The following is a 19,545-nucleotide window of genomic DNA, read 5'->3' as shown; positions in this document are numbered from 1 at the left end:
GGCTCCGGTCGGCGGCGCTCAGCCGCCGATGTAGTGCATGACGTGCTTGACGCGGGTGTAGTCCTCGATTCCGTACATCGACATGTCCTTGCCGTAGCCGGAGTGCTTGAAGCCGCCGTGCGGCATCTCCGACACCAGCGGGATGTGGGTGTTGACCCACACGGCACCGAAGTCCAGCGCCTTGCTCATGCGCATGGCGCGGCCGTGGTTCTGCGTCCACACGCTGGCGGCCAGGCCGTACTTGACGCCGTTGGCCCACTCGACGGCCTGAGCCTCGTCCGAGAAGCTCTGGACGGTGATGACCGGGCCGAAGACCTCGTTCTGCACCATCTCGTCGTCCTGCCTGAGGCCGCCCACGACGGTCGGTGCGAAGAAGTAGCCGCGGTCCCCCACGCGCTCGCCGCCGGTGAGGACCTTCGCGTGGCTCGGCGCCCGCTCGATGAAGCCCTGGACGCGCTCCAGCTGGTTCGCGTTGTTCACCGGCCCGTAGAAGGCGTCGGCGTCGCCGGGAGGCCCGACGACCGTGCCCTTGGCGGCCTCGGTGAGCGCCTCGGTGAACTCCCCGTGCAGCCGGTCGGCGACCAGCACGCGGGTGGCCGCCGTGCAGTCCTGGCCCGCGTTGAAGTACCCGGCCTCGGCGATGCCCGTCGCCGCCGCCTCGACGTCGGCGTCGTCGAACACCACGACCGGCGCCTTGCCGCCGAGCTCCAGGTGCACCCGCTTGAGGTCCTTGGCCGCCGACGCGGCGACCTCCATGCCGGCCCGCACGCTCCCGGTGATCGACACCATCTGCGGCGTCGGGTGCTCCACCAGCGAGCGTCCGGTGCCGCGGTCGCCGCAGACCACGTTGAACACGCCCGGGGGCAGGAACTCGGCCGCGATCTCCGCCAGCATCAACGTGCTCGCCGGGGTCGTCTCGGACGGCTTGAGCACCACGGTGTTGCCCGTCGCCAGCGCCGGCCCGATCTTCCAGATCGCCATCATCATCGGGTAGTTCCAGGGCGTCACCTGGGCGCACACCCCGATCGGCTCCCGCCGGATCGAGGAGGTGTGGTCGGCCATGTACTCGGCGGACGCCTTGCCCTCCAGCACCCGGGACGCCCCAGCGAAGAACCGGAGGTTGTCCACCATCGGCGGCACCTCCTCGTCCAGGGTCATCTGGACCGGCTTGCCGGTGTCCCGGCTCTCCGCCCTGACGAGGTCCTCCGCCCGCTTCTCGACCGCGTCCGCGAAGCGCAGCATCGCCAGGCTCCGCTCTCCCGGCGTGGCGTCGCGCCAGGCGGGGAACGCGTCGGACGCCGCGCGGAACGCGGCGTCGACGTCCTCGGCGCCGGACACGGGCGCCTCCGCGTACGTCTCGCCGGTGCTGGGGTCGACCACCTCCAGCGTCCGCCCGTCCTTGGCGTCGACGTACTCTCCGCCGATAAAGTTGCGCAGCCTCTCGCCGCTCATCCTCAGGTCCCTCCTGGGCACTGTCGCCCGTTGTGTCCTGTTGGCCCGACCCTTACAGAGGAGTCCGTCCAACACAAGTGATTCCGTTGTTACGATCGAATTTCACGACTGATTCACTTGGTCCAGGGGCCTCACACCCTCGATGCCGCAGCTAGGAGAACCGGATGGAACGGGCAGCCCGCGTCCAGCTCGACGAGACCGCCAAGCAGATCATCGAGCAGCTCCAGCAGGACGGCCGCCGCTCCTACGCCGCCATCGGCAAGGCCGTGGGCCTCTCCGAGGCCGCCGTGCGCCAGCGCGTGCAGAAGCTCCTCGACACCGGCGTCATGCAGATCGTCGGTGTCACCGACCCGCTGATGCTCGGCTTCCACCGCCAAATGATGATCGGTGTCAGGTGCGAGGGCGACCTGGAGAAGACCGCCGACGAGCTCGCGGCCCTCGACGAGATCGACTACGTCGTCATCACCGCGGGCTCGTTCGACATCCTTCTGGAGCTCGTCTGCGAGGACGACGAACGTCTGCTGGAACTTCTCGGCCGTATCCGCGCCATTCCGGGCGTCGTCTCCACCGAGAGCTTCGTGTACCTCAAACTTCGCAAACAGACCTACTCCTGGGGGACCCGCTGACTCCGCCGGACGACCCGCCGATTCTCGTTCTCAGAGGGGATGTCCTGGCAACACCTCGCGGCGTACTTTGAAAGGCCGCAAGGAAGGAGACCGGCCATGCCCGAGTCGGTTCGCCAGGACCTTCCGGCCGATCCCGCCGACGATCACATCACCTTCCGTACCACCGCGGAGCAGTTTCTCGTGATCCGCGCGGCGGCCGAGCTGATCGGCTGGTCGGTCACGGACTTCGTCCTGTCAGCCGCCCTGGACCGCGCCGAGCGCGACCTCTACGAACACGCCGCCGCGCAAGAGGCGGCAGAGCCCGCCCCCGACCCGATCCCTCCCTACACGGCCCTACTGCTGGCCCTGTCCTAACCGACCAAAGGCAACACACCACGCCCACCCCTCGGCGGCGGCCCAGCAAACCCACCATCCCCCACCCAGGCCGACCACCGGCGCCGCCGCCGCCAAGGGAAGCGCTCCAGAGCGCCCCGGAAGCGCCTCGGGAAACACCTCGGAAGCGCCGACCACGCTCGCAGAGAGCACTCACGATCTCCCCGCCCCGGGTTACGACCGACCACACCCTCACTCCCGACTGGATCGCCGACGTCGCCCGCTTCGCCCTCCGCCAGCGCCGACGGTGACCGTCACGACCGGGCGCAACTCCACGACCCTGACGGCGTCCAGGGCGTTACGGCGAACTCGATCTTGCAGAGTCTGCTTGCGGGCGGCGGTCCGGCGGCTTCTTAGGCCATCTCGAGGCGTTGGGAGCGGCCTTCCGGCGGATGGCCCAGCGTTTGCAGCCGACGCCTTTGAAGCCCAGGCTCATGACCGCGGGGTAGACGCTCTTGAGGGCGGGTCGTTGCTTGAGGCACCGGCCGCCCGGACCTGAGCCGTCCGCCCCGGATGAGAAGGTGATCAGCGAAGCCTTCGGGGACCGTAGGTCGTGTCCGGCCGTTTGCGGTTGCTTGCGGGTGGGGGCTGGAGAATAGGGGGATGGGTGAGGCTGTGAGCAAGGCGTGTCTGTTCTGCGAAATCATCAAGGGAGAGCGGCCCGCGCACGTCGTGCTGGACGCGCCGGACGCGATGGCGTTCCTCGACACCCGGCCGCTTTTCAAGGGGCACACGCTGCTGGTCCCCCGGACGCACTACGAAACGCTCACGGATCTGCCCGAAGACCTACTAGGGCCGTTCTTCGCTCAAGCCCAACGCCTTGCCGAGGCGATGGAGTCCGTCCTCGAAGCAGCCGGCTCCTTCGTCGCCATGAACAACCGGATCAGCCAGAGCGTCCCCCACCTGCACGTACATGTGGTGCCGCGCAACCCCAAGGACGGCCTCCGCGGCTTCTTCTGGCCACGTCAGAAATACGCCTCCGACTCCGAGGCCGCCGACTACGCGGCCCGCCTCGCCAAGGCACTAACCACCCCCACTTGACCCAAAACCTTGACGGCTCTCACCAACCTCCGCCGCCAGCGCGGCGGGCCCGCGACGGCGTACCGGGCGGCCAAAGCTCCCAAGACGTGCAGGTAGAGGCGGACCACGACAAGGCCGGTGCACCAGCCCCAAGAACAGGCTGAGACCCCACCCCTGGACTCTGCCAGCGGTGACCTGGAACTCGAAGAGCCGCAGGCCGCGAGGGTCGGGCGCAGGTGGTGTAAGTGGGGGCTAACGCCATCCTTACGCGGAGGTCTCTACAGTTCCGGTGCCATGCGGCTGGAGCGTGTCGCCTTCCGTTATCGGCGCCGAGACCCCTGGGTTCTCCAGGACGTCACGGTGTCGCTTCCCCCAGGAAGCGTGACTGAGGTGACCGGGCATAACGGCGCGGGGAAGTCCACGCTGCTCCGCGTGATGGCCGGCCTGCGCAGGCCGCGAGCGGGCGTGGTCGAAGGCCGTCCCGCACGAGTGGGATATGCGCCGGAGCGGTTCCCGGTCGACCAGCCGTTCAGCGTCCGGGCCTACCTGGGCCACATGGCGGCCATGCGCCGCGTCCCCGCCAGCACCGGCGAGGTCTGGGCAGAGCGGCTTGCCTTTGACCACCTCCTCGATGTGCGGCTGTCCGAGCTGTCGAAGGGCAGCGCTCAGAAGATCGGGCTCGCGCAGGCACTCATGGCGGACCCGGAGTTGCTCGTCTTGGACGAGCCCTTCGCGGGCCTGGACGCCGCCACCCGCGATTCGCTCCCCGAGCTGATCTCTGAGTTGGCATCGCGCGGCTCCACGGTCGTCGTCAGCGACCACCAGCGCTGCATCGAGGCGATGCCCGGCGTCGACCGCCTGAACGTCGCCAACGGCTCGGTGACCCCTCTCGGCCCCGGGGACTCCAGCCCTTGGACCGTCCTGGAGGTCGAGGTGCCCGGTGACGAGGCCGACACCGTGGAGACGAAGCTGAGGGCCGACGGCTACCGGGTGCGGAGGCGTCAGGAGTGATCGCACTCGTCCTATTCCACGTGGCGGGTTATCTCCGCTCGCTCCGTGTTCTGCAGCCGCTGATCGTCGTGGCCCTCCTCGTGGCGTTGGTCCTCGCGCAGGGACCGAGCGGCCCGGACGCCGGCGAACTCGCGGTACGGACCTTCGCGGACGTGGCGGCGATCATGTTCCCCGTGTGGGCGTGGGCGGCCCGCGCCCTCCTCGACACACAACCCGACGAACAGCGCGCTCTGACCGCCATCGCGGCCTGTCGCCCGTCCGCGCCCACGTGGGCGGGCCTGCTCGCGGCGTATGGGGTGAACGTCTCCCTGGGCGTCGTGGCACTGGCCATCCCTCTCATCCAGGCTCTCCAGGCGGGCTCACCAGGTCGGGCGGTCTTGGCAGGCTGCGCGTTGAACCTCCTCGTCGCCGTCCCCGGCACGCTGCTCGGAGCATGGACGAGCCGCATCATCATCCCCGATCCCGGAATCTCGCTGCTGGCGCTCCTCGGCGGCGCGACCGCCCTCCTGCTCCTGGGCATGGGACGGCTCTCCTGGCTTTCCGTCCCAATGATCGATTGGATGCGCGCAGCTCACGACGGCCCGAACGTCTTCGTCTCGCACTTCCCCACCACCGCCCTCCACCTCCTGATCTGGTCCGCGGCAGTAGGCACGGCCTACTTCTTCACCACCCACCAAACCCACTGAACGCCAGCACCTTCAGATCACCAGCCCCTAGACCGCTCCCACCTTCTGCCCGCCGGCCCCCCTCCGCACCCCGGCTAACGCGCCAGCGCTCTCTCACTCCCCCGCGCCTCCGCCCCTAGCGCACCGTTGGCGCGCGTCCGCACCCGCTTCACCTCGTCAGGCCACCCTCCCCTCGGCGCGCCGCCACCGCCGCCTCGCCGACCCTGCGCCCCCAGGGTCCGCTCGTCCCTCTCCCCAGTGCCTTGAGAAACCGGTCGGACAGGAACCACGCGGACGATGACCGCGGAGGCCGTTCTCCACTGGAGTAGGTAAGCGACGGCCTCTGCCTGCCCTCGATTGAGGGAGGGCCTGCGGGGCCGGACCGCGCCATCGCGACTGCGGGCTGACGCCTCTTGTCGGCGTCCGTTCGCGGCCATCGCTGCCGCTGAGTGCTTGGGAGGGCTGCCGGGTCGTCGCCGAGGGGCGTTGCCCGCCGGGTCCTGTGGCCCAGTGGGCGCGCTGTTGCGCGGCCTGATCCGACTTGGCGAGTGTTAGTTCGAGAGATGCCTCGGGGTGGGTCACGCGGCCTGGACGGTTAGCCATGTCTGCTCCAAGGGGGTGTCGCGGCGGTTGCAGAAGTAGATGCGGCCCGGGTCCCCCCAGTACCAGCCGAGGCGGTCGTCGGAGTCGAGTTGGAGGAGGAGGTGCCACTCCTCGACCGCGCGTTGTTCGTCCGGTGTGAGGGCCGGAGGATTGAGGGAGTTCAGGGTGCGGCCGGTCGAGGCGTACAGACAGTCAGGGCCGACGGGACGCTGGACGAGGGTCGGCCAGCCGCCCAGTTGGTGGGCGGGCGCTTCGTCCGGGCAGGTGTGGCGTGTCCACGCGGCGTGCAGTTGTTCGTATACGGGCACGATGCCGTCGTAGACCATCTCCAGGCGCTGGACCACGGCCTCCTGGGGAGAAGGCAGGGAGAGGAACGGAGCGGCGCCCAGCGTGGTCTGCGGGTAGGAGCGGCTGCCCGGTGGCGGGGTCGCAGGGCGGAGGTCGCCGGTGAAGACGCGCCAGCCGTCGCGTTGGCCGGGCTCGTCGCCCCAAGGACGGGGTGTCTCGCTCGCGTAGTAGAACGCGGCGCGGCAAGCGGGCAGGCCCGGGACCCTCGGCAGGCCGGCGAAGTCGATCGCGCCTAAGAAGTCGAGCGGGCGGCCGTCCCAGGTGGGCCATGACTCGTCGGGCGGCAGTTGCGGGGTGCCTCCGAGGTGGACGGGCACCTCACCGAGGGTGGAGAGGCGCAGCCCGGGTTTGGTCAGGGGCAGCAGGATGGCCGTGATCTCCGGCGCGAGGAAGGCGTCGAACAGGGCTCGGAGCCGTCGGTACTGTACGGCGAAAGGATCCATGCACGTAGCGTGGCGCGCCCCTCACGCGGCGCGCGACGTCCCGCGAAAATGTGGATAACTTCGTCAGCGTTCGAGGGCGGCCGCGAGTTGGAGCAGGAAGCGGTCGATCTCCTGCTCGTCGTAGCCGGGTCCGAACCGGACGGTGCGGAACGCACTTTCCCGTACGTCCCGGGCGGTCACGGGCGGGGCGGCTCCGCGCAGGCCGGCGATCACGCGCTCGAGAAAGGCGTCCACGTCGCGCACGTCGTAGCCGGGGCGCAGGCCGGCCCCGGAGAACCGCGCGTTCTGGATCCAGTTGATCAGCCAGGCCGGCTGGGCGCGGGTGCGGCCGGGACGCTCCCCGATCGGCGCCCGGGCCTGGAGCTCCCTGATGCACTCGCGGAGCAGCTCGTCCACGGCACGGTGGTCGTAGCCGCGGAGGACGGTGGTGAAGCGGGCCCCGCGCACCTCGTCCGCTGACACCGGGGGCCCGCCGTTCAGCGCTTGTGAGATCCGTTTGAGCAGGGCGTCGACCTGGTTCCGGTCGTAGCCCCGCAAGACCACCGGCAGCCGTGTACCCGTCTTCACCGGCACCGCGCTCCTCAGCCGTGTCCCCGCGCTCCGCGAGGCGCCGGGAACCGCGCCCGCGGCGCGCTCAGTCCTTGGTCGCCGCGGCCAGCTGCCCGCAGGCCCCGTCGATCTCCCTGCCCCGAGTGTCACGCACCGTGACCGGGACCCCGTGGGCCTCCAGGCGCCGGACGAACTCGCGCTCGTCCTCGGGCCGGGAGGCGGTCCACTTGGAACCCGGCGTTGGGTTCAACGGGATCAGATTGACGTGAACCAGATGGCCGCGCAAGAGCCTTCCGAGAAGGTCGGCCCGCCAGGCCTGGTCGTTGATGTCCTTGATGAGGGCGTACTCGATCGAGACGCGGCGCCCGCTGCGCTCGGCGTAGGCCCACGCGGCGTCCAGCACCTCGGAGACCTTCCACCGGTTGTTGATGGGGACGAGGTCGTCGCGCAGCTCGTCGTCGGGGGCGTGCAGGGAGACGGCAAGCCTGACCGACATGTCTTCGGCGGCGAGCTTCTCGATGGCCGGAACGAGCCCGACCGTGGAGACCGTGACGGAACGCTGGGAGATGCCCAGCCCGGCGGGTGCCGGATCGGTGATGCGCCTGACCGCGCCCATCACTGCCTTGTAGTTGGCCAGGGGCTCGCCCATGCCCATGAAGACGATGTTGGAGACGCGGCCCGGGCCCCCTGGGACGCGCCCACTGGCGAGTGCGCGCGCGCCCGCAGCGACCTGCTCGACTATTTCGGCCGTGGAAAGGTTGCGGGTGAGCCCGGCCTGGCCGGTCGCGCAGAAGGGGCAGTTCATCCCGCAGCCCGCCTGGGACGAGACACACATCGTCGCCCGGTCTGGGTACCGCATCAGAACCGACTCGAACAGGACGCCGTCGAAAGCCTTCCAGACGGTCTTAAGGGTCGTTCCCCCGTCGCAGTCAAGCTCGCGTACCGGGGTCAGCAGCGAAGGCAGCAGCTCGGACACCAGGCGATCCCGAACGGCGGCCGGCAGGTCCGTCATCTTGGCGGGATCGTCGACGAGGCGCGCGAAGTAGTGGCGCGAGAGCTGGTCGGCACGGAACGGCTTCTCCCCCAGCTCGGCGACCGCCTCGCGACGCTCGGCCGTGGTGAGGTCGGCGAGATGCCTCGGCGGCTTGCCGCGCCTCGGTGCGGCGAAGACGAGCTTCGCCGGGGTCTTCTCGGGTGCGGCGCCGGTCGCGGAGGGCTGGGTGGTAGACATGGTCCTTCCAGTGTCGCAAACACCTGCGCGTGCATCGTCCGTCCTGAACGGCCGCCCATACCTGAACAGCGACATTCCTGCACACGGCCTTGTCTGCGACTAAGGTCTCGATCATGTCGGTTTTGCGCAGGGGCGCCGCCGCGCCCCGGGGGTCAGCGGCCACGGTCGTCCACGCGGCCAGCCCGTACGGCAGCCGGCGGCTCACCTTGGAGACCGACGGCGAGGTCACCGCTGCCTACCTGAAGGACGCGCGCGACTCGGTGGTCGGAGCGGTCTGGGTAGCGAACCACCGCGAGGCCCCACGGGAACTGGACCGGTCGCGGCTCGACGCGGGCCTCGCGCCCCTGCTGCCGGAGTCCCATGTGCGCCATCCCGCAGGACGCCCGGCACTGGACCCCGACGCGCTGGAGGTCGTCTGGTTCGAGGAGGGCGACGGTGTGGCCCTTCTAGAGGAGGGCGACCTCCTGCTAGTGATCCCCGGCTGGTCTGACATGGGACGCGGCATCCCCGGCTACGCCCGCGACGCCACGCATCAGAGCCCGTTCGCCTTCCCTCTGGACGAGGGGATCGAGGACTTCGGGCCCCGTGTCCACCAGGCGCGCGAGCACTGGAAGAGGTGCCTCGCAGACGGCTCCTGGGCGGAGTTCCAGCAGTCGGTCCTCGGTCACCTCCTGCAGCGGCTGGGCCCCAGTGGCCACTACTGGCACGATGTCGGACGTCAGCTGGCGGGCGGTAGGCCGAGCATGGCCCCCACAGTGGGGGTCTCGGAGCGGCCCGCAAGAGGCGACCGGGAGTTCACCGTTCTGAGCACGGTCGGGATGAGCCGCCAGCGGATGCCCACGGTCGAACTGTACGAGGACGACGTCGCCCCATACGGACGCATCGAACTGGCCGTCGCCAGTACTCTGCCCAGCCAGCGGTCGGGCAGCATCTTCCCGTGGCTGGCGCAGTACCCGTGGCGCTCCGTGACGTGGTTCGCGCCTGGGGACGTCGTCAAGTGGTACCACGAGGCTCGTACGTTCCCCCTCGGCAATGGCGAGTCGTCCTGGGAGGGCGTGCTTCTCCTGGACGACCCCAACCGTCTGGCGGGTCCTGAGGCGCCTGGCATGACCGGACTGACGCTCAACGGCGACGCCGTCCGATGGCTGTGGCTCGTGCCCATCACGGGCGAGGAACACCGGTTCGCCAAGAGCGAGGGGTCAGACGCCCTTATCCGGCGTCTGGCACAGCAGGGCCGTTCCTGGGTCGTCTCCTAGAAGACTTGACCCACAGGGGCGGTCCGCAGGGCGGCCCTGAAACCCCCCCTCAGGGCGTCCTAGCTGGGGACGAACAATTCCAGCAGCAGCCACACGACGGGGGCCGTCGCGACGAGGGAGTCGAGGCGGTCCATCACTCCTCCGTGGCCGGGCAGAAGCGTTCCCATGTCCTTGATCCCGAGGTCCCGCTTGATCATCGACTCGACGAGGTCGCCGGCGGTCGCGGTGACCACGGCCGCGAGCCCGATGATCACGCCTTGCCAGATGTGGCCGCCGTCCAGGAGCCACCACACCAGCCACCCGCCGACGATCATGCAGGTGACGGCGGACCCGGTGACGCCCTCCCAGGTCTTCTTGGGGCTGATCGTGGGCGCGAGCTTGTGCTTGCCCAGGAAGGACCCGGCGAAATACCCGCCGATGTCGCTGGCGACGGTGGTGGCGATGAAGATGACGGTGCGGTGGTCGCCGTCGTCGGGACGCATCAGAAGCGCGACGATCCCGCCCATCAGCACCAGATAGCCGGCCACGAGCGACCCGGCGGTGACGTCCCGCACGTATCCGGAGGCGCCTTCGGTCATGCGCGTCATCAGCAGCGCCAGGACCGTCAGCGAGACCGCCGCGATGGTGGCGGTGGCGCCCCAAACGTAGGCGACGACGGGCGTGCCGACCATTCCCGTCGCGACAGGGATGAACGGGACGCGTATGTCACGGCTCTTGAAAGCCTCGGTCAGTTCCCGCATACCGAGGAAGAGGAACACGACCATCACGGCAAGGAAGATCTCCTTGACCGTGTACAACGAGAGCAGCACGAGAGCGCCGAGAGCGACGCCCACGCCTATGGCGAGCGGAAGGTTCCGCCCCGTCCTGCTTTCTGGCTTCCCAGCGGGCGTCGCACCGCCGGAAGGCGGGGAGCCACCGGAGGACGGGGGGTCGCCGGAGCCGTCCCGCCCCTGCCCGGGGGGCGAGGCCAGTGCGTCTCCGGGGGGTGGGCCGGCCATGTCGACCTCCGGCTCGTCCGGGGAGCCCGAGGGCTCCCCGGCGTCGTCAAGTCTCATCAAACTTCGAGCAGTTCGGCCTTCTTGTGCTCAAGTAGCTCGTCGATCTGCGCAACGTAGCGGTGCGTCGTGTCGTCGAGTTCCTTCTCGGCACGCCTGACCTCGTCCTCGCCGACCTCGCCGTCCTTCGCGAGCTTGTCGAGGGCGTCCTTCGCACGGCGCCGGATGTTGCGGATAGAGACCCGGCTCTCCTCCGCCTTGGTGCCGGCGACCTTGATGAACTCCTTGCGGCGCTCTTCCGACAGATCCGGGAAGACGACCCGGATGACGTTGCCGTCGTTGGAGGGGTTCACACCGAGGTCGCTGTCGCGAATGGCCCTCTCCACCGCCTGCATGGACGACTTGTCGAAGACCTGGACGATGACCATCCGCGGCTCGGGGAGCGTGAACGACGCGAGCTGGTTGATCGGCGTCGGCGTCCCGTAGTACTCGGCCGTGATCTTGTTGAACATGGCGGGGGTGACGCGGCCGGTGCGGATGGCCTGGAAGTCCTCCTTGGCGACCGCGACCGCCTTCTCCATCTTCTCCTCGGCTTCGAGGAGGGTCTCGTCGATCACTGTGACTCCCGTGTCATCTGGTCGGCCCTGGTCCTGCGGTTCCGCGACGCGTCCGGCGCGGCCGTGGGCTGCGGTCAGCCCTCCGCCGGGCTGACCAGCGTGCCGATCTTCTCACCCCGGACGGCCCGGACGATGTTGCCCTGCCCCATGAGGTCGAAGACCACGATGGGGAGCGCGTTGTCCATGCAGAGGCTGATGGCCGTGGCGTCCATGACCTTCAGGCTCCGCTGTAGAACTTCACCGTATTCCAAACGGTCGAACTTGACCGCGTCTGGATTCTTTCGGGGATCGGCATCGTAGACACCGTCCACTTGCGTGGCCTTCAGGACCGCCTCGGCACCGATCTCCAGCGCGCGCTGGGCGGCGGTGGTGTCGGTGGAGAAGAACGGCTGACCGAGCCCGGCGCCGAAGATGACCACGCGGCCCTTCTCCAGGTGCCGGATGGCGCGGCGCGGGATGTAGGGCTCGGCCACCTGGCTCATGGTGATGGCTGTCTGCACGCGCGTGTCGAGCCCGAGCTTCTCCAGGAAGTCCTGCAGGGCCAGGCAGTTGATGACGGTGCCGATCATCCCCATGTAGTCGGCGCGCCCGCGGTCCATGCCGCGCTCGGCCATGACGGCCCCGCGGAACATGTTCCCGCCGCCGCACACGACCGCCACCTGCACGCCGTCCCGGACGGCTTCGGCGATCGCCTCGGCGACGTGCTGGACGACCTCCGGGTCGATGCCGAGCGGGTCGCGTCCGGCGAAGGCCTCGCCCGAGAGCTTCAGGAGCACCCTCTTCCAGCCCGCGCGCGGCGCGTGCTGGGCGGACGACGAGGCCGCCGTCGCGCTACTGGTCGTCTTGTCCGGCACGTCGGCGGCCTCCTCGTTGCGTTCGCTATGTCTCGGGTACTCGTTTCCAGAGTGCCCTTAAGCCTGCCCGACCTTGAAGCGGGCGAAGCGGACGACCTTCACGCCGGCCTCGTCGAGGACCTTCGCGATCGTCTTCTTGTTGTCCTTCACGAACGCCTGCTCCACGAGCACGAAGTCGCGGAAGTAGGCGTTCACCCGCCCCTCGACGATCTTCGGGATGGCCTGCTCGGGCTTGCCCTCGTCACGGGTGAGCTGCTCGGCGAGCGCCCGCTCCTTCTCGATCGCCTCGGCGGGGATCTCCTCGCGGGTGAGGTACTTGGGGGCCATCGCCGCGATCTGCTGGGCGACGTCCTTGGCGACCTCGGCGTTCTCGCTGTCCAGCTCGACCAGCACGCCGGTGGTCGGCGGCAGCGACGGGTCGGACTTGTGCAGGTAGCTGGCCACGTAGGCGCCCTGGAAGTGGGCGAACCGGCGGAGCTCCAGCTTCTCGCCGATCTTGGCGCTGTTCTCCTCGATCAGGGCCTGGACGGTCTTGCCGGGCTCGATCTCGGTGGTCAGCAGGCCGGCGGCGTCCGTGACGCCGCTGGCGGCCGCGAACTCGACCAGGCGCTGGGCGAGCTCGATGAACTGCTCGTTCTTCGCGACGAAGTCGGTCTCGCAGTTGAGCTCCAGGAGCGCCCCGTCACCGGAGTTCGCAAAGTGCTCGGCGACCAGGCCGTTGGCGGCGGTGCGCTCGGCGCGCTTGCCGACGTCCTTGGCGCCCTTGAGACGCAGCAGCTCGGTCGCCTTCTCGAAGTCGCCGTCCGCCTCGGTGAGGGCGTTCTTCACGGCCATCATGCCGGAGCCGGTCAGGTCGCGCAGCCGCTTGACGTCAGCGGCGGTGAAGTTGGCCATCGCTCTCTTCGCTTCTCTCGTCGTTGGTCGTGTGACCCGCGACGGTCCCGGCGGCGTCCACGTGGACGCCGCCGGGACCGCGGGATCAAGCCTGCTCGGCCTCGGCGGCCTTCGGAGCCTCTTCGGCCGGGGCGGCCTCGGGGGCCGCAGCAGCCTCGGGGGCCTCGGGGGCCTCCGCCGGAGCTTCGGCCGGCGCCTCGGCGGGAGCCTCGGCAGCGGCGGCCTCGGTCTCGGCCGGGGCCTCGGCGGCGCCGTCGGCCTCGCCGGGCTTCAGCAGGTTGCGCTCCCACTCGGCAAGAGGCTCGCTGCCGGCGGCCGCGGTGCCCTCGGCGGGCTTCTCGTCGCCACCGGACGCGGCACCCGCGCGGGCGATGAGGCCGTCCGCGACGGAGTCGGCCACGACGCGGGTCAGCAGGCTGACGCTGCGGATGGCGTCGTCGTTGCCCGGAACCGGGTAGTCGACCTCGTCGGGGTCGCAGTTGGTGTCGAGGATGGCCACGACCGGGATGCCGAGCTTCTTGGCCTCGTTGACCGCGATGTGCTCCTTCTTGGTGTCCACGATCCAGATGGCGCTCGGAACCTTCGCCATGTCGCGGATACCGCCGAGGGTGCGCTCCAGCTTGTCCTTCTCGCGGCGCAGGCCGAGGAGCTCCTTCTTGGTCATGCCGGAGCCGGCCACGTCGTCGTAGTTGATCTCCTCCAGCTCCTTGAGCCGGGTGAGCCGCTTGTGGACGGTGGAGAAGTTCGTGAGCATGCCGCCCAGCCAGCGCTGGTTGACGTAGGGCATGCCGACCCGGGTCGCCTGCTCGGCGATGGACTCCTGGGCCTGCTTCTTGGTGCCGACGAACAGGATCGTCCCGCCGTGGGCGACCGTGGCCTTGACGAACTCGAACGCGCGGTCGATGTAGGACAGCGACTGCTGCAGGTCGATGATGTAGATGCCGTTGCGCTCGGTGAGGATGAAGCGCTTCATCTTCGGGTTCCACCGGCGGGTCTGGTGGCCGAAGTGGACGCCGCTCTCGAGGAGCTGCCGCATGGTGACGACGGGTGCCATTGCCCGTGTTCTCCTTCTCTGGCCCTGTCGGGCCCCATTTGGTTATCTGCCTGCGCCCGGGTGCTGCCCCACCGTCGCCGAGGCGACGGACCGAGGGACTGCGCCCCACCAGGTTCGCGGTGGCATGCGGACGCGTGAAATCAGCCGCCGGGATACCTCCAGGCGGCTGTGACCCGTTGCCGGGTCTGGGTCCAGTCCGCTCTGGGAGCGGCTTCTCTCCGCCTGCCCTGAAGCGGAACGGCGACGGCCTGGCCCTGGCCGGTGCCCTCTCGGACACACATACAGATTATCAGGGCGCGAAGGTGGCCGGGCCTCAAGGATTCCCGCGGTTATCCACAGTTCGCGAACCCCGTCGACGAACCGTCCCGCCGCCGGGCAGGGTTCGGTCCATGACCGTGTTCTCGCTGCTCCTCACGTGCATGATCGCCATCGGGTCGCCCGGCCTGGACGCCTGGCGCTGGCCTTTAGGGCCGCCGGCCCCTCGGGTGGTGCGCGGCTTCTCGCCTCCGGCCGTCCCCTGGGGCGCGGGCCACCGGGGCGTGGACCTCGCGGCGCGTCCGGGGCAGGCCGTCTACGCCGCCGGGCCGGGCCGTGTCGCGTACGCCGACGATCTGGCTGGACGAGGCGTCGTGACGATCGACCACGGCGTCCTGCGAACCACGTACCTGCCCGTCCGGCCCAGTGTCCGCACCGGCCGCCGTGTCATGTCCGGCACGCGGATCGGCGTCCTGGATCGGGTGATGCTCCACTGTCCCATGACGTGCCTGCATTGGGGTCTGCGCCGCGGTGCCCTGTACCTGAATCCGCTCAACCTCGTCCAGCGTCAGGTGCGTCTCCTGCCTCTCTGGCGGCAGCCCACGGCAACGGCGGCGCCTCACCCCGCCGGTTCGACGTCTCCGCAGCCGAGGATGGTGCTGCGCGACGCCGCCACGGCCACGGGCGGAGCACTGTCGGGCATGCTCCTGTCCTTCGCCCTGGCCTTCGCCTGGCGTCGAACACGCCTCCGCTTCCGACTGCACCGCCGCCGCCAGCAGCCGCCGGGCGTCATCAACCTTTCTCAGGAACGCCACCTGCGCCGCGCTCCCTGACCGGTCCCGTTCCCGCCGCCCGGCTCCACCCGGGCCGGGCGGCCAGGCGGCCCTGCCGAGGACGACAGAAGAGTCACAGCGATCGATGCAACCCACCGAACTGCACCCGCGCTTTTCCGCCGCCCAACGCTCCAGAGTCAGATGACGACCTAAATTCGGCGTTGGCGTAGGGCAACGCGCCCCTCTTGGCTAGTCGGAACGGGTGCCTCGGGGGTGGGCTTGGCGGTGGACTTGCCTCAGGCGTTCGGCCGATACGTGCGTGTAGATCTGGGTCGTCTGCAAGGACGCGTGACCGAGGATCTCTTGGACGCTGCGCAGATCGGCGCCGCCTTCGAGGAGGTGGGTGGCGGCGGAGTGGCGGAGGCCGTGCGGACTGAGGTCGGGGATCTGTCCCACCTCCGAGATCCTCGTGTGGACGATCCGCCGGGCGCTGGTCGGGTGCAGGCGGCCTCCGCGTGCCCCGAGGAAGAGGGCGGGGCCGCTGTCGGGGGTCGCGAGTTCCGGGCGTCCGGCGCGCAGCCAGTCCTGAACGGCGCGGACGGCGGGCTCTCCTAGAGGCACCGTGCGCTCACGCCCGCCCTTACCCATGACTCGCACTGTCCGGCGGCCGGTGTCCAGGTCGTCGACGTCGAGCCCGCACAGTTCGCTCACACGGACTCCCGTGCCGTAGAGAACCTCCAGGACGGCCAAGTCCCGAAGTCCCACGGGGCCTTCGGCGTCCACGGTGTCCAGGAGATGCGCCGCGTCGTCCTGGGTGAGCACGGTAGGGAGATCGCGCCGTCGTTTAGGTGTGCCCAGCAGCAGACCGGGGTCGTTCTCAAGAAGCCGTCGCCGGCACAGATGGCGGGTGAACGCGCGGACTGCGGCCGTCCGTCGGGCCAGGGTCGCCCGGGAGCGGCCGAGCGCATGCTGACGGGCGAGCCATGCCCGCAGCACCGAGACATCCAGTTCGCTCGGCTCCGTCAGACCGGCAAGGGCGGCATAGGCGCAGAAGTCGGCTAGATCGCCGAGATAGGCCCGCAGGGTGTGGGGCGAGACGTCCCGCTCGGCGCGCAGGTGACGGCCGAACTCGGCGACGGCGTCCTCCATCGCGTTGGTCACAGGCGTCACGCTGCGCCAAGGCCCCGACCGAAGCAAGCACCGAACCCCGGTTTCGAGTGAATCACCCGGAACCTCCGCCACGTTATCCACAGAACGTCGTTCTCCGACTACGTTCCGCATCCCTCCGGCACTGTCGAAGTCCGGAGGTGAGGCTCATGACCGCCCACATCACTCTCGGCCGCCGCGGCGAGGACGCCGCCGTCCGGTACCTGACCGGACTCGGCTGGACGATCCTCGACCGCAACTGGCGGTGCCCTGAGGGAGAACTGGACATCATCGCCCATGACGGGCGACGGCACGTCGTGTGCGAGGTGAAGACCCGCCGGTCGGCCCGCTTCGGTGACCCCTTGGACGCGATCACCGTCGAGAAGGCCGCCCGGTTGCGGCGGCTGGCCTGGCGGTGGGCCGCCGCGCACGGCGTCGGCGGCGCGCCGATGCGGGTGGACGCGCTCGGCCTGATCGGCGACGGCGACGACTTCGCGATCGACCACCTGAAGGAGGTGTGCTAGATGACGCTGGCCAGAACGCGCTCGGTCTCCCTCGTCGGTGTGGACGGGTTCGTCGTGGACGTCGAGGCGGCCATCACCAGCGGCGTCCCAGGCCTGCACCTCGTCGGCCTCCCGGACACGGCCCTGAGCGAGGCCCGCGACCGTGTCAGGGCGGCGATCTTCAATTCCGGCGAGGACTGGCCCAACCGCCATGTCACGGTCTCGCTCTTCCCGGCGAGCATGCCGAAAAAGGGCGCGACCTTTGATCTGGCCATAGCCATCGCGCTACTCGGGGCAGCGGAGGTGGTTCCTCCGCGCAGCTGCGCGGAGATGGTGCTGATCGGCGAGCTGGGCCTGGACGGGCGCGTCCGCCCCGCCCAGGGTGTGCTGCCCGCGGTGCTGGCCGCCGCGAACCGCGGGTTCCGCACGGTCGTCGTCCCGCGCGCCAACGCCGAGGAGGCCGAGCTCGTCCCGGGCACCAAGGTGGTGCCCGCGAGCACACTCCGCGGGCTGCTGTGCTTACTGCGCGACGAACCACCGCCCTTCGAGGAGGAAGAAGAGGACTCTCCGACACCGCCCAAGGGGTTCGGCCTACGGCAACAGGACATCCCGCCCGATCTGGATCTGGCAGACGTCAGAGGCCAGGCCGAGGCCCGCCGTGCTCTGGAGATCAGCGCCGCCGGAGGGCACCACCTGTTCTTCGCCGGTCCACCGGGCTGCGGGAAGACGATGCTCGCGGAGCGGCTCCCGACGCTGATGCCTCCCCTCGAACCGGAGGTCGCCCTGGAGGTCACCGCGATCCACTCCGTCGCCGGGACCCTCAGGCCGGGCCAGCCCCTGATCACGCAGCCGCCGTTCTACGCGCCGCACCACACGGCCTCCCGCGCCTCGATGGTCGGCGGCGGCTCGGGCCGCGTGCTCCAGCCGGGCGCGGTCTCCCTGGCCCACCGAGGAATCCTCTTTCTGGACGAGGCGCCTGAGTTCATCGCCGGAACACTCGACGCTCTGCGGCAGCCGCTGGAAGAGGGCGAGGTGCGGATCAGCCGCATCGAGGGCATCGCGCACTTCCCCGCCCGGTTCACCCTCGTCCTCGCGGCGAATCCGTGCCCGTGCGCCGCGGCGAAGCAGATCGACTGCTCCTGCGCCCCGGGGGTCCGCCGCAAGTACGCCAGCCGGGTGTCCGGCCCACTGCTCGACCGCATCGACCTCAAGCTGGAGCTCAGCCCGGCCAGCCGCGCCGAGCTCCGCTACGACCTGGAGTTCGCCGAGTCGAGCAAGGTGGTGGCCGAAAGGGTCATGCTGGCCCGCGAACGAACGATGAGACGCCTCGCCGGCACCCCGTGGCGGTCCAACTCCGAGGTCCCCGGGCCGGAACTGCGCCGCCGCTTCACGCCGCCTCAGGAGGCGATGCACGGCGCCGACGAAGCCCTGCACCGGGGCACGCTCAGCGCGCGCGGCCTCGACCGGATCCTGCGGGTGGCCTGGACCATCGCCGACCTGGCGGGCCACGACGAGCCCGGGCCGGACGACGTCGGCGGCGCCCTCACCCTCTGGTCCGCGGGGCGCCAATGAGCGACGAGCGAACCGCCCGCGCCACACTGACCGCGGTCGCGGAACCCGGCGACGACTTCCTCAACCGCATGATCGACCACTGCGGGCCCGGGGGCGCGCTGGAGGCCGTCCGGACCACCCGGCTCCCCCAGGGCGTGTCAGCCACCCCTCAGGAGGTCCGGCGCCTGGACAACTGGCGGATCCGGCTCATCGCGGCGGAGCCCGACCAGGACATGGCCGTCTGCGCCCGGTTCCGCGGCCGCCTCATCTGCCCGGGAGACCCCGAATGGCCGACGACCCTCGACGATCTCGGCGCCCGCCGCCCGTACGCCCTGTGGCTGCGCGGCCCCGGCGACCTGCGGTACAGCTGCCTGCGTTCGGTCGCCATCGTCGGTTCCCGCGCCGCGTCCCCCTACGGACTGCGCGCCGCCGCCGACTTCGCCGCCGAACTCGCCGGCGGAGGCTGGACGGTGATCTCCGGCGGCGCCCTCGGCATCGACGCGGCGGCCCACCGCGGCTCCCTGGCCGCCGACGGCCCGACCGTCGCGGTCCTGGCGAACGGCGTGGACGTCCCCTATCCGGCGTCCAACGAGGGGCTCTTCGCCGAGATGGCGCGGCGCTCGCTCCTCGTGAGCGAGTCACCCCCGGGCACGCATCCGCACCGCCTCCGCTTCCTCGTCCGCAACAGGGTGATCGCGGCGCTCTCCCGGGGCACGGTCATCGTCGAGGCGGAGGCGCGCAGCGGCGCCCTCAACACGGCCAGCTGGGCGGCCAGGCTCGGCCGTGTGGTCATGGCGGTGCCGGGCCCGATCACCTCTCGCTCCTCCATCGGCTGCCACCGCCTCCTGCGCGAGGAGGGCGCCACCCTGGTGACCCGCCCGGAGGAGATCGTCGAGGCCGTCGGCCGCATCGGCGCCGACCTGGCCCCGCCGCCGGCCACCCCCGTGCTGCCCCGCGACCGTCTGGAACCGGTCACACGCTCCGTCCTGGAGGCGTTTCCGGCCCGCGGCGCGACCGGCCCCGCCCAGCTCGCCGTCAAGGCGGGCGTGGACCTGAACACCGTCAACGCCAAACTCGGCCTGCTCGCCGCAGGCGGGTTCATAGAGCGCACGTCCTCCGGCTGGCGCCTGACGAAGTCCGGCAGGTCGAACAGCCCGTCGGCCACGCAGTCAGCCGACCCTCCCGAGCTCCCCCACACAGGAAACGACCACCCACAGGAGAATCGATGACCACAACATTCGACCGCCGCGCCTCGACAACCCCTCGGCGACGACCTGCCGGCGGCGCGTCCGAGGGGTCACGCTCGGCGGTCGCACGATGCAGCACC

20 protein-coding genes are annotated in these 19,545 nt (G+C 70.1%); 10 read left to right on the top strand and 10 right to left on the bottom strand.

Annotated elements, in window-relative coordinates; translation table 11 throughout:
- Window positions 1–18: 18 nt before the first annotated feature.
- Entirely contained in the window at window positions 19–1,452 is a 1,434-nt protein-coding gene (locus tag BKA00_RS00875; RefSeq protein WP_185023109.1) for a gamma-aminobutyraldehyde dehydrogenase, read from the bottom strand.
- 164 nt (window positions 1,453–1,616) lie between these two features.
- Here BKA00_RS00875 and BKA00_RS00870 point away from each other — a divergent pair, with 164 nt between their 5' ends.
- From BKA00_RS00870 to BKA00_RS00850, 5 genes are all read left to right on the top strand, one after another.
- Window positions 1,617–2,078, top strand: a complete 462-nt coding sequence (locus BKA00_RS00870) for an Lrp/AsnC family transcriptional regulator (RefSeq protein ID WP_185023108.1) — start codon at window positions 1,617–1,619, stop codon at window positions 2,076–2,078.
- 96 nt (window positions 2,079–2,174) lie between these two features.
- A complete protein-coding gene (locus BKA00_RS00865) occupies window positions 2,175–2,432 on the top strand; it encodes a type II toxin -antitoxin system TacA 1-like antitoxin (protein WP_185023107.1) in 258 nt (85 codons plus the stop codon).
- A 621-nt stretch (window positions 2,433–3,053) separates the two neighbouring features.
- Window positions 3,054–3,491: an HIT family protein gene (locus tag BKA00_RS00860; RefSeq protein WP_185023106.1), complete on the top strand. Its 438-nt coding sequence runs from the start codon at window positions 3,054–3,056 to the stop codon at window positions 3,489–3,491.
- Between the two features lie 273 nt (window positions 3,492–3,764).
- Window positions 3,765–4,481 carry an ATP-binding cassette domain-containing protein gene (locus BKA00_RS00855; protein WP_185023105.1) on the top strand — a complete coding sequence of 239 codons (717 nt, stop codon included), beginning with the start codon at window positions 3,765–3,767 and terminating at the stop codon, window positions 4,479–4,481.
- A complete protein-coding gene (locus BKA00_RS00850) occupies window positions 4,478–5,167 on the top strand; it encodes a hypothetical protein (protein WP_185023104.1) in 690 nt (229 codons plus the stop codon). Before BKA00_RS00855 ends, BKA00_RS00850 begins: the two co-directional genes overlap by 4 nt.
- Window positions 5,168–5,724: 557 nt before the next feature.
- Here the strand turns inward: BKA00_RS00850 and BKA00_RS00845 are convergent.
- The 3 genes from BKA00_RS00845 to rlmN all read right to left on the bottom strand — a co-directional run bounded on the left by BKA00_RS00845 (window position 5,725) and on the right by rlmN (window position 8,320).
- A complete protein-coding gene (locus tag BKA00_RS00845) occupies window positions 5,725–6,540 on the bottom strand; it encodes a DUF1963 domain-containing protein (RefSeq protein ID WP_185023103.1) in 816 nt (271 codons plus the stop codon).
- A 63-nt stretch (window positions 6,541–6,603) separates the two neighbouring features.
- Window positions 6,604–7,107 (bottom strand): DivIVA domain-containing protein, encoded by a 504-nt coding sequence (locus BKA00_RS00840; RefSeq protein ID WP_230299191.1) that lies wholly within the window; start codon window positions 7,105–7,107, stop codon window positions 6,604–6,606.
- Window positions 7,108–7,174: 67 nt separating this feature from the next.
- The gene (gene rlmN, locus BKA00_RS00835) at window positions 7,175–8,320 is read right to left on the bottom strand and encodes a dual-specificity RNA methyltransferase RlmN (RefSeq protein WP_185023101.1); all 1,146 of its coding nucleotides are present in this window, start codon (window positions 8,318–8,320) and stop codon (window positions 7,175–7,177) included.
- Window positions 8,321–8,433: 113 nt separating this feature from the next.
- Here rlmN and BKA00_RS00830 point away from each other — a divergent pair, with 113 nt between their 5' ends.
- A complete protein-coding gene (locus BKA00_RS00830; RefSeq protein WP_185023100.1) occupies window positions 8,434–9,576 on the top strand; it encodes a suppressor of fused domain protein in 1,143 nt (380 codons plus the stop codon).
- 59 nt (window positions 9,577–9,635) lie between these two features.
- Here the strand turns inward: BKA00_RS00830 and BKA00_RS00825 are convergent, their stop codons facing one another.
- The 5 genes from BKA00_RS00825 to rpsB all read right to left on the bottom strand — a co-directional run bounded on the left by BKA00_RS00825 (window position 9,636) and on the right by rpsB (window position 13,990).
- Window positions 9,636–10,574 carry a phosphatidate cytidylyltransferase gene (locus BKA00_RS00825; RefSeq protein WP_185033496.1) on the bottom strand — a complete coding sequence of 313 codons (939 nt, stop codon included), beginning with the start codon at window positions 10,572–10,574 and terminating at the stop codon, window positions 9,636–9,638.
- A 56-nt stretch (window positions 10,575–10,630) separates the two neighbouring features.
- Window positions 10,631–11,188 carry a ribosome recycling factor gene (gene frr, locus BKA00_RS00820; protein ID WP_185023099.1) on the bottom strand — a complete coding sequence of 186 codons (558 nt, stop codon included), beginning with the start codon at window positions 11,186–11,188 and terminating at the stop codon, window positions 10,631–10,633.
- Window positions 11,189–11,262: 74 nt separating this feature from the next.
- On the bottom strand, window positions 11,263–12,042 hold the full coding sequence (gene pyrH / locus BKA00_RS00815; protein WP_185023098.1) for a UMP kinase: 780 nt from the start codon (window positions 12,040–12,042) through the stop codon (window positions 11,263–11,265).
- Window positions 12,043–12,099: 57 nt separating this feature from the next.
- Window positions 12,100–12,936 carry a translation elongation factor Ts gene (gene tsf / locus BKA00_RS00810; RefSeq protein WP_185023097.1) on the bottom strand — a complete coding sequence of 279 codons (837 nt, stop codon included), beginning with the start codon at window positions 12,934–12,936 and terminating at the stop codon, window positions 12,100–12,102.
- Window positions 12,937–13,021: 85 nt separating this feature from the next.
- Window positions 13,022–13,990: a 30S ribosomal protein S2 gene (rpsB, locus tag BKA00_RS00805; RefSeq protein ID WP_185023096.1), complete on the bottom strand. Its 969-nt coding sequence runs from the start codon at window positions 13,988–13,990 to the stop codon at window positions 13,022–13,024.
- A 389-nt stretch (window positions 13,991–14,379) separates the two neighbouring features.
- Between rpsB and BKA00_RS00800 the strand changes: the two genes are divergently transcribed.
- The gene (locus tag BKA00_RS00800; RefSeq protein ID WP_185023095.1) at window positions 14,380–15,078 is read left to right on the top strand and encodes a murein hydrolase activator EnvC family protein; all 699 of its coding nucleotides are present in this window, start codon (window positions 14,380–14,382) and stop codon (window positions 15,076–15,078) included.
- Window positions 15,079–15,267: 189 nt separating this feature from the next.
- Here the strand turns inward: BKA00_RS00800 and BKA00_RS00795 are convergent, their stop codons facing one another.
- Window positions 15,268–16,167: a tyrosine recombinase XerC gene (locus tag BKA00_RS00795; RefSeq protein WP_185033494.1), complete on the bottom strand. Its 900-nt coding sequence runs from the start codon at window positions 16,165–16,167 to the stop codon at window positions 15,268–15,270.
- 167 nt (window positions 16,168–16,334) lie between these two features.
- Between BKA00_RS00795 and BKA00_RS00790 the strand changes: the two genes are divergently transcribed.
- The 3 genes from BKA00_RS00790 to dprA are packed head-to-tail and all read left to right on the top strand — an operon-like array spanning window position 16,335 to window position 19,447.
- Complete coding sequence (locus BKA00_RS00790) at window positions 16,335–16,688, top strand: YraN family protein (protein ID WP_185023094.1); 354 nt, start codon at window positions 16,335–16,337, stop codon at window positions 16,686–16,688.
- A complete protein-coding gene (locus BKA00_RS00785; RefSeq protein WP_185023093.1) occupies window positions 16,689–18,239 on the top strand; it encodes a YifB family Mg chelatase-like AAA ATPase in 1,551 nt (516 codons plus the stop codon). It abuts the gene before it with no gap.
- Entirely contained in the window at window positions 18,236–19,447 is a 1,212-nt protein-coding gene (gene dprA, locus BKA00_RS00780) for a DNA-processing protein DprA (protein ID WP_185023092.1), read from the top strand. Before BKA00_RS00785 ends, dprA begins: the two co-directional genes overlap by 4 nt.
- The last annotated feature ends 98 nt before the right edge of the window (window positions 19,448–19,545 follow it).

This window comes from Actinomadura coerulea (assembly GCF_014208105.1).
Taxonomy (GTDB): domain Bacteria; phylum Actinomycetota; class Actinomycetes; order Streptosporangiales; family Streptosporangiaceae; genus Spirillospora; species Spirillospora coerulea.
Note: the sequence above shows the minus strand (reverse complement) of the source record. Positions and strands in the feature narration are given on the sequence as shown.

Bases quoted from the DNA above. Each gene is read 5' to 3' on its own strand.
- BKA00_RS00825 (WP_185033496.1), bottom strand. From the start codon at position 10,574: ATGGCCGGCCCACCCCCCGGAGACGCACTGGCCTCGCCCCCCGGGCAG.
- BKA00_RS00875 (WP_185023109.1), bottom strand. From the start codon at position 1,452: ATGAGCGGCGAGAGGCTGCGCAACTTTATCGGCGGAGAGTACGTCGAC.
- rpsB (WP_185023096.1), bottom strand. From the start codon at position 13,990: ATGGCACCCGTCGTCACCATGCGGCAGCTCCTCGAGAGCGGCGTCCAC.
- BKA00_RS00830 (WP_185023100.1), top strand. From the start codon at position 8,434: ATGTCGGTTTTGCGCAGGGGCGCCGCCGCGCCCCGGGGGTCAGCGGCC.
- BKA00_RS00845 (WP_185023103.1), bottom strand. From the start codon at position 6,540: ATGGATCCTTTCGCCGTACAGTACCGACGGCTCCGAGCCCTGTTCGAC.
- BKA00_RS00870 (WP_185023108.1), top strand. From the start codon at position 1,617: ATGGAACGGGCAGCCCGCGTCCAGCTCGACGAGACCGCCAAGCAGATC.
- tsf (WP_185023097.1), bottom strand. From the start codon at position 12,936: ATGGCCAACTTCACCGCCGCTGACGTCAAGCGGCTGCGCGACCTGACC.
- BKA00_RS00790 (WP_185023094.1), top strand. From the start codon at position 16,335: ATGACCGCCCACATCACTCTCGGCCGCCGCGGCGAGGACGCCGCCGTC.
- BKA00_RS00860 (WP_185023106.1), top strand. From the start codon at position 3,054: ATGGGTGAGGCTGTGAGCAAGGCGTGTCTGTTCTGCGAAATCATCAAG.
- rlmN (WP_185023101.1), bottom strand. From the start codon at position 8,320: ATGTCTACCACCCAGCCCTCCGCGACCGGCGCCGCACCCGAGAAGACC.
- BKA00_RS00865 (WP_185023107.1), top strand. From the start codon at position 2,175: ATGCCCGAGTCGGTTCGCCAGGACCTTCCGGCCGATCCCGCCGACGAT.
- BKA00_RS00785 (WP_185023093.1), top strand. From the start codon at position 16,689: ATGACGCTGGCCAGAACGCGCTCGGTCTCCCTCGTCGGTGTGGACGGG.
- dprA (WP_185023092.1), top strand. From the start codon at position 18,236: ATGAGCGACGAGCGAACCGCCCGCGCCACACTGACCGCGGTCGCGGAA.
- BKA00_RS00795 (WP_185033494.1), bottom strand. From the start codon at position 16,167: ATGGAGGACGCCGTCGCCGAGTTCGGCCGTCACCTGCGCGCCGAGCGG.
- BKA00_RS00800 (WP_185023095.1), top strand. From the start codon at position 14,380: ATGACCGTGTTCTCGCTGCTCCTCACGTGCATGATCGCCATCGGGTCG.
- BKA00_RS00855 (WP_185023105.1), top strand. From the start codon at position 3,765: ATGCGGCTGGAGCGTGTCGCCTTCCGTTATCGGCGCCGAGACCCCTGG.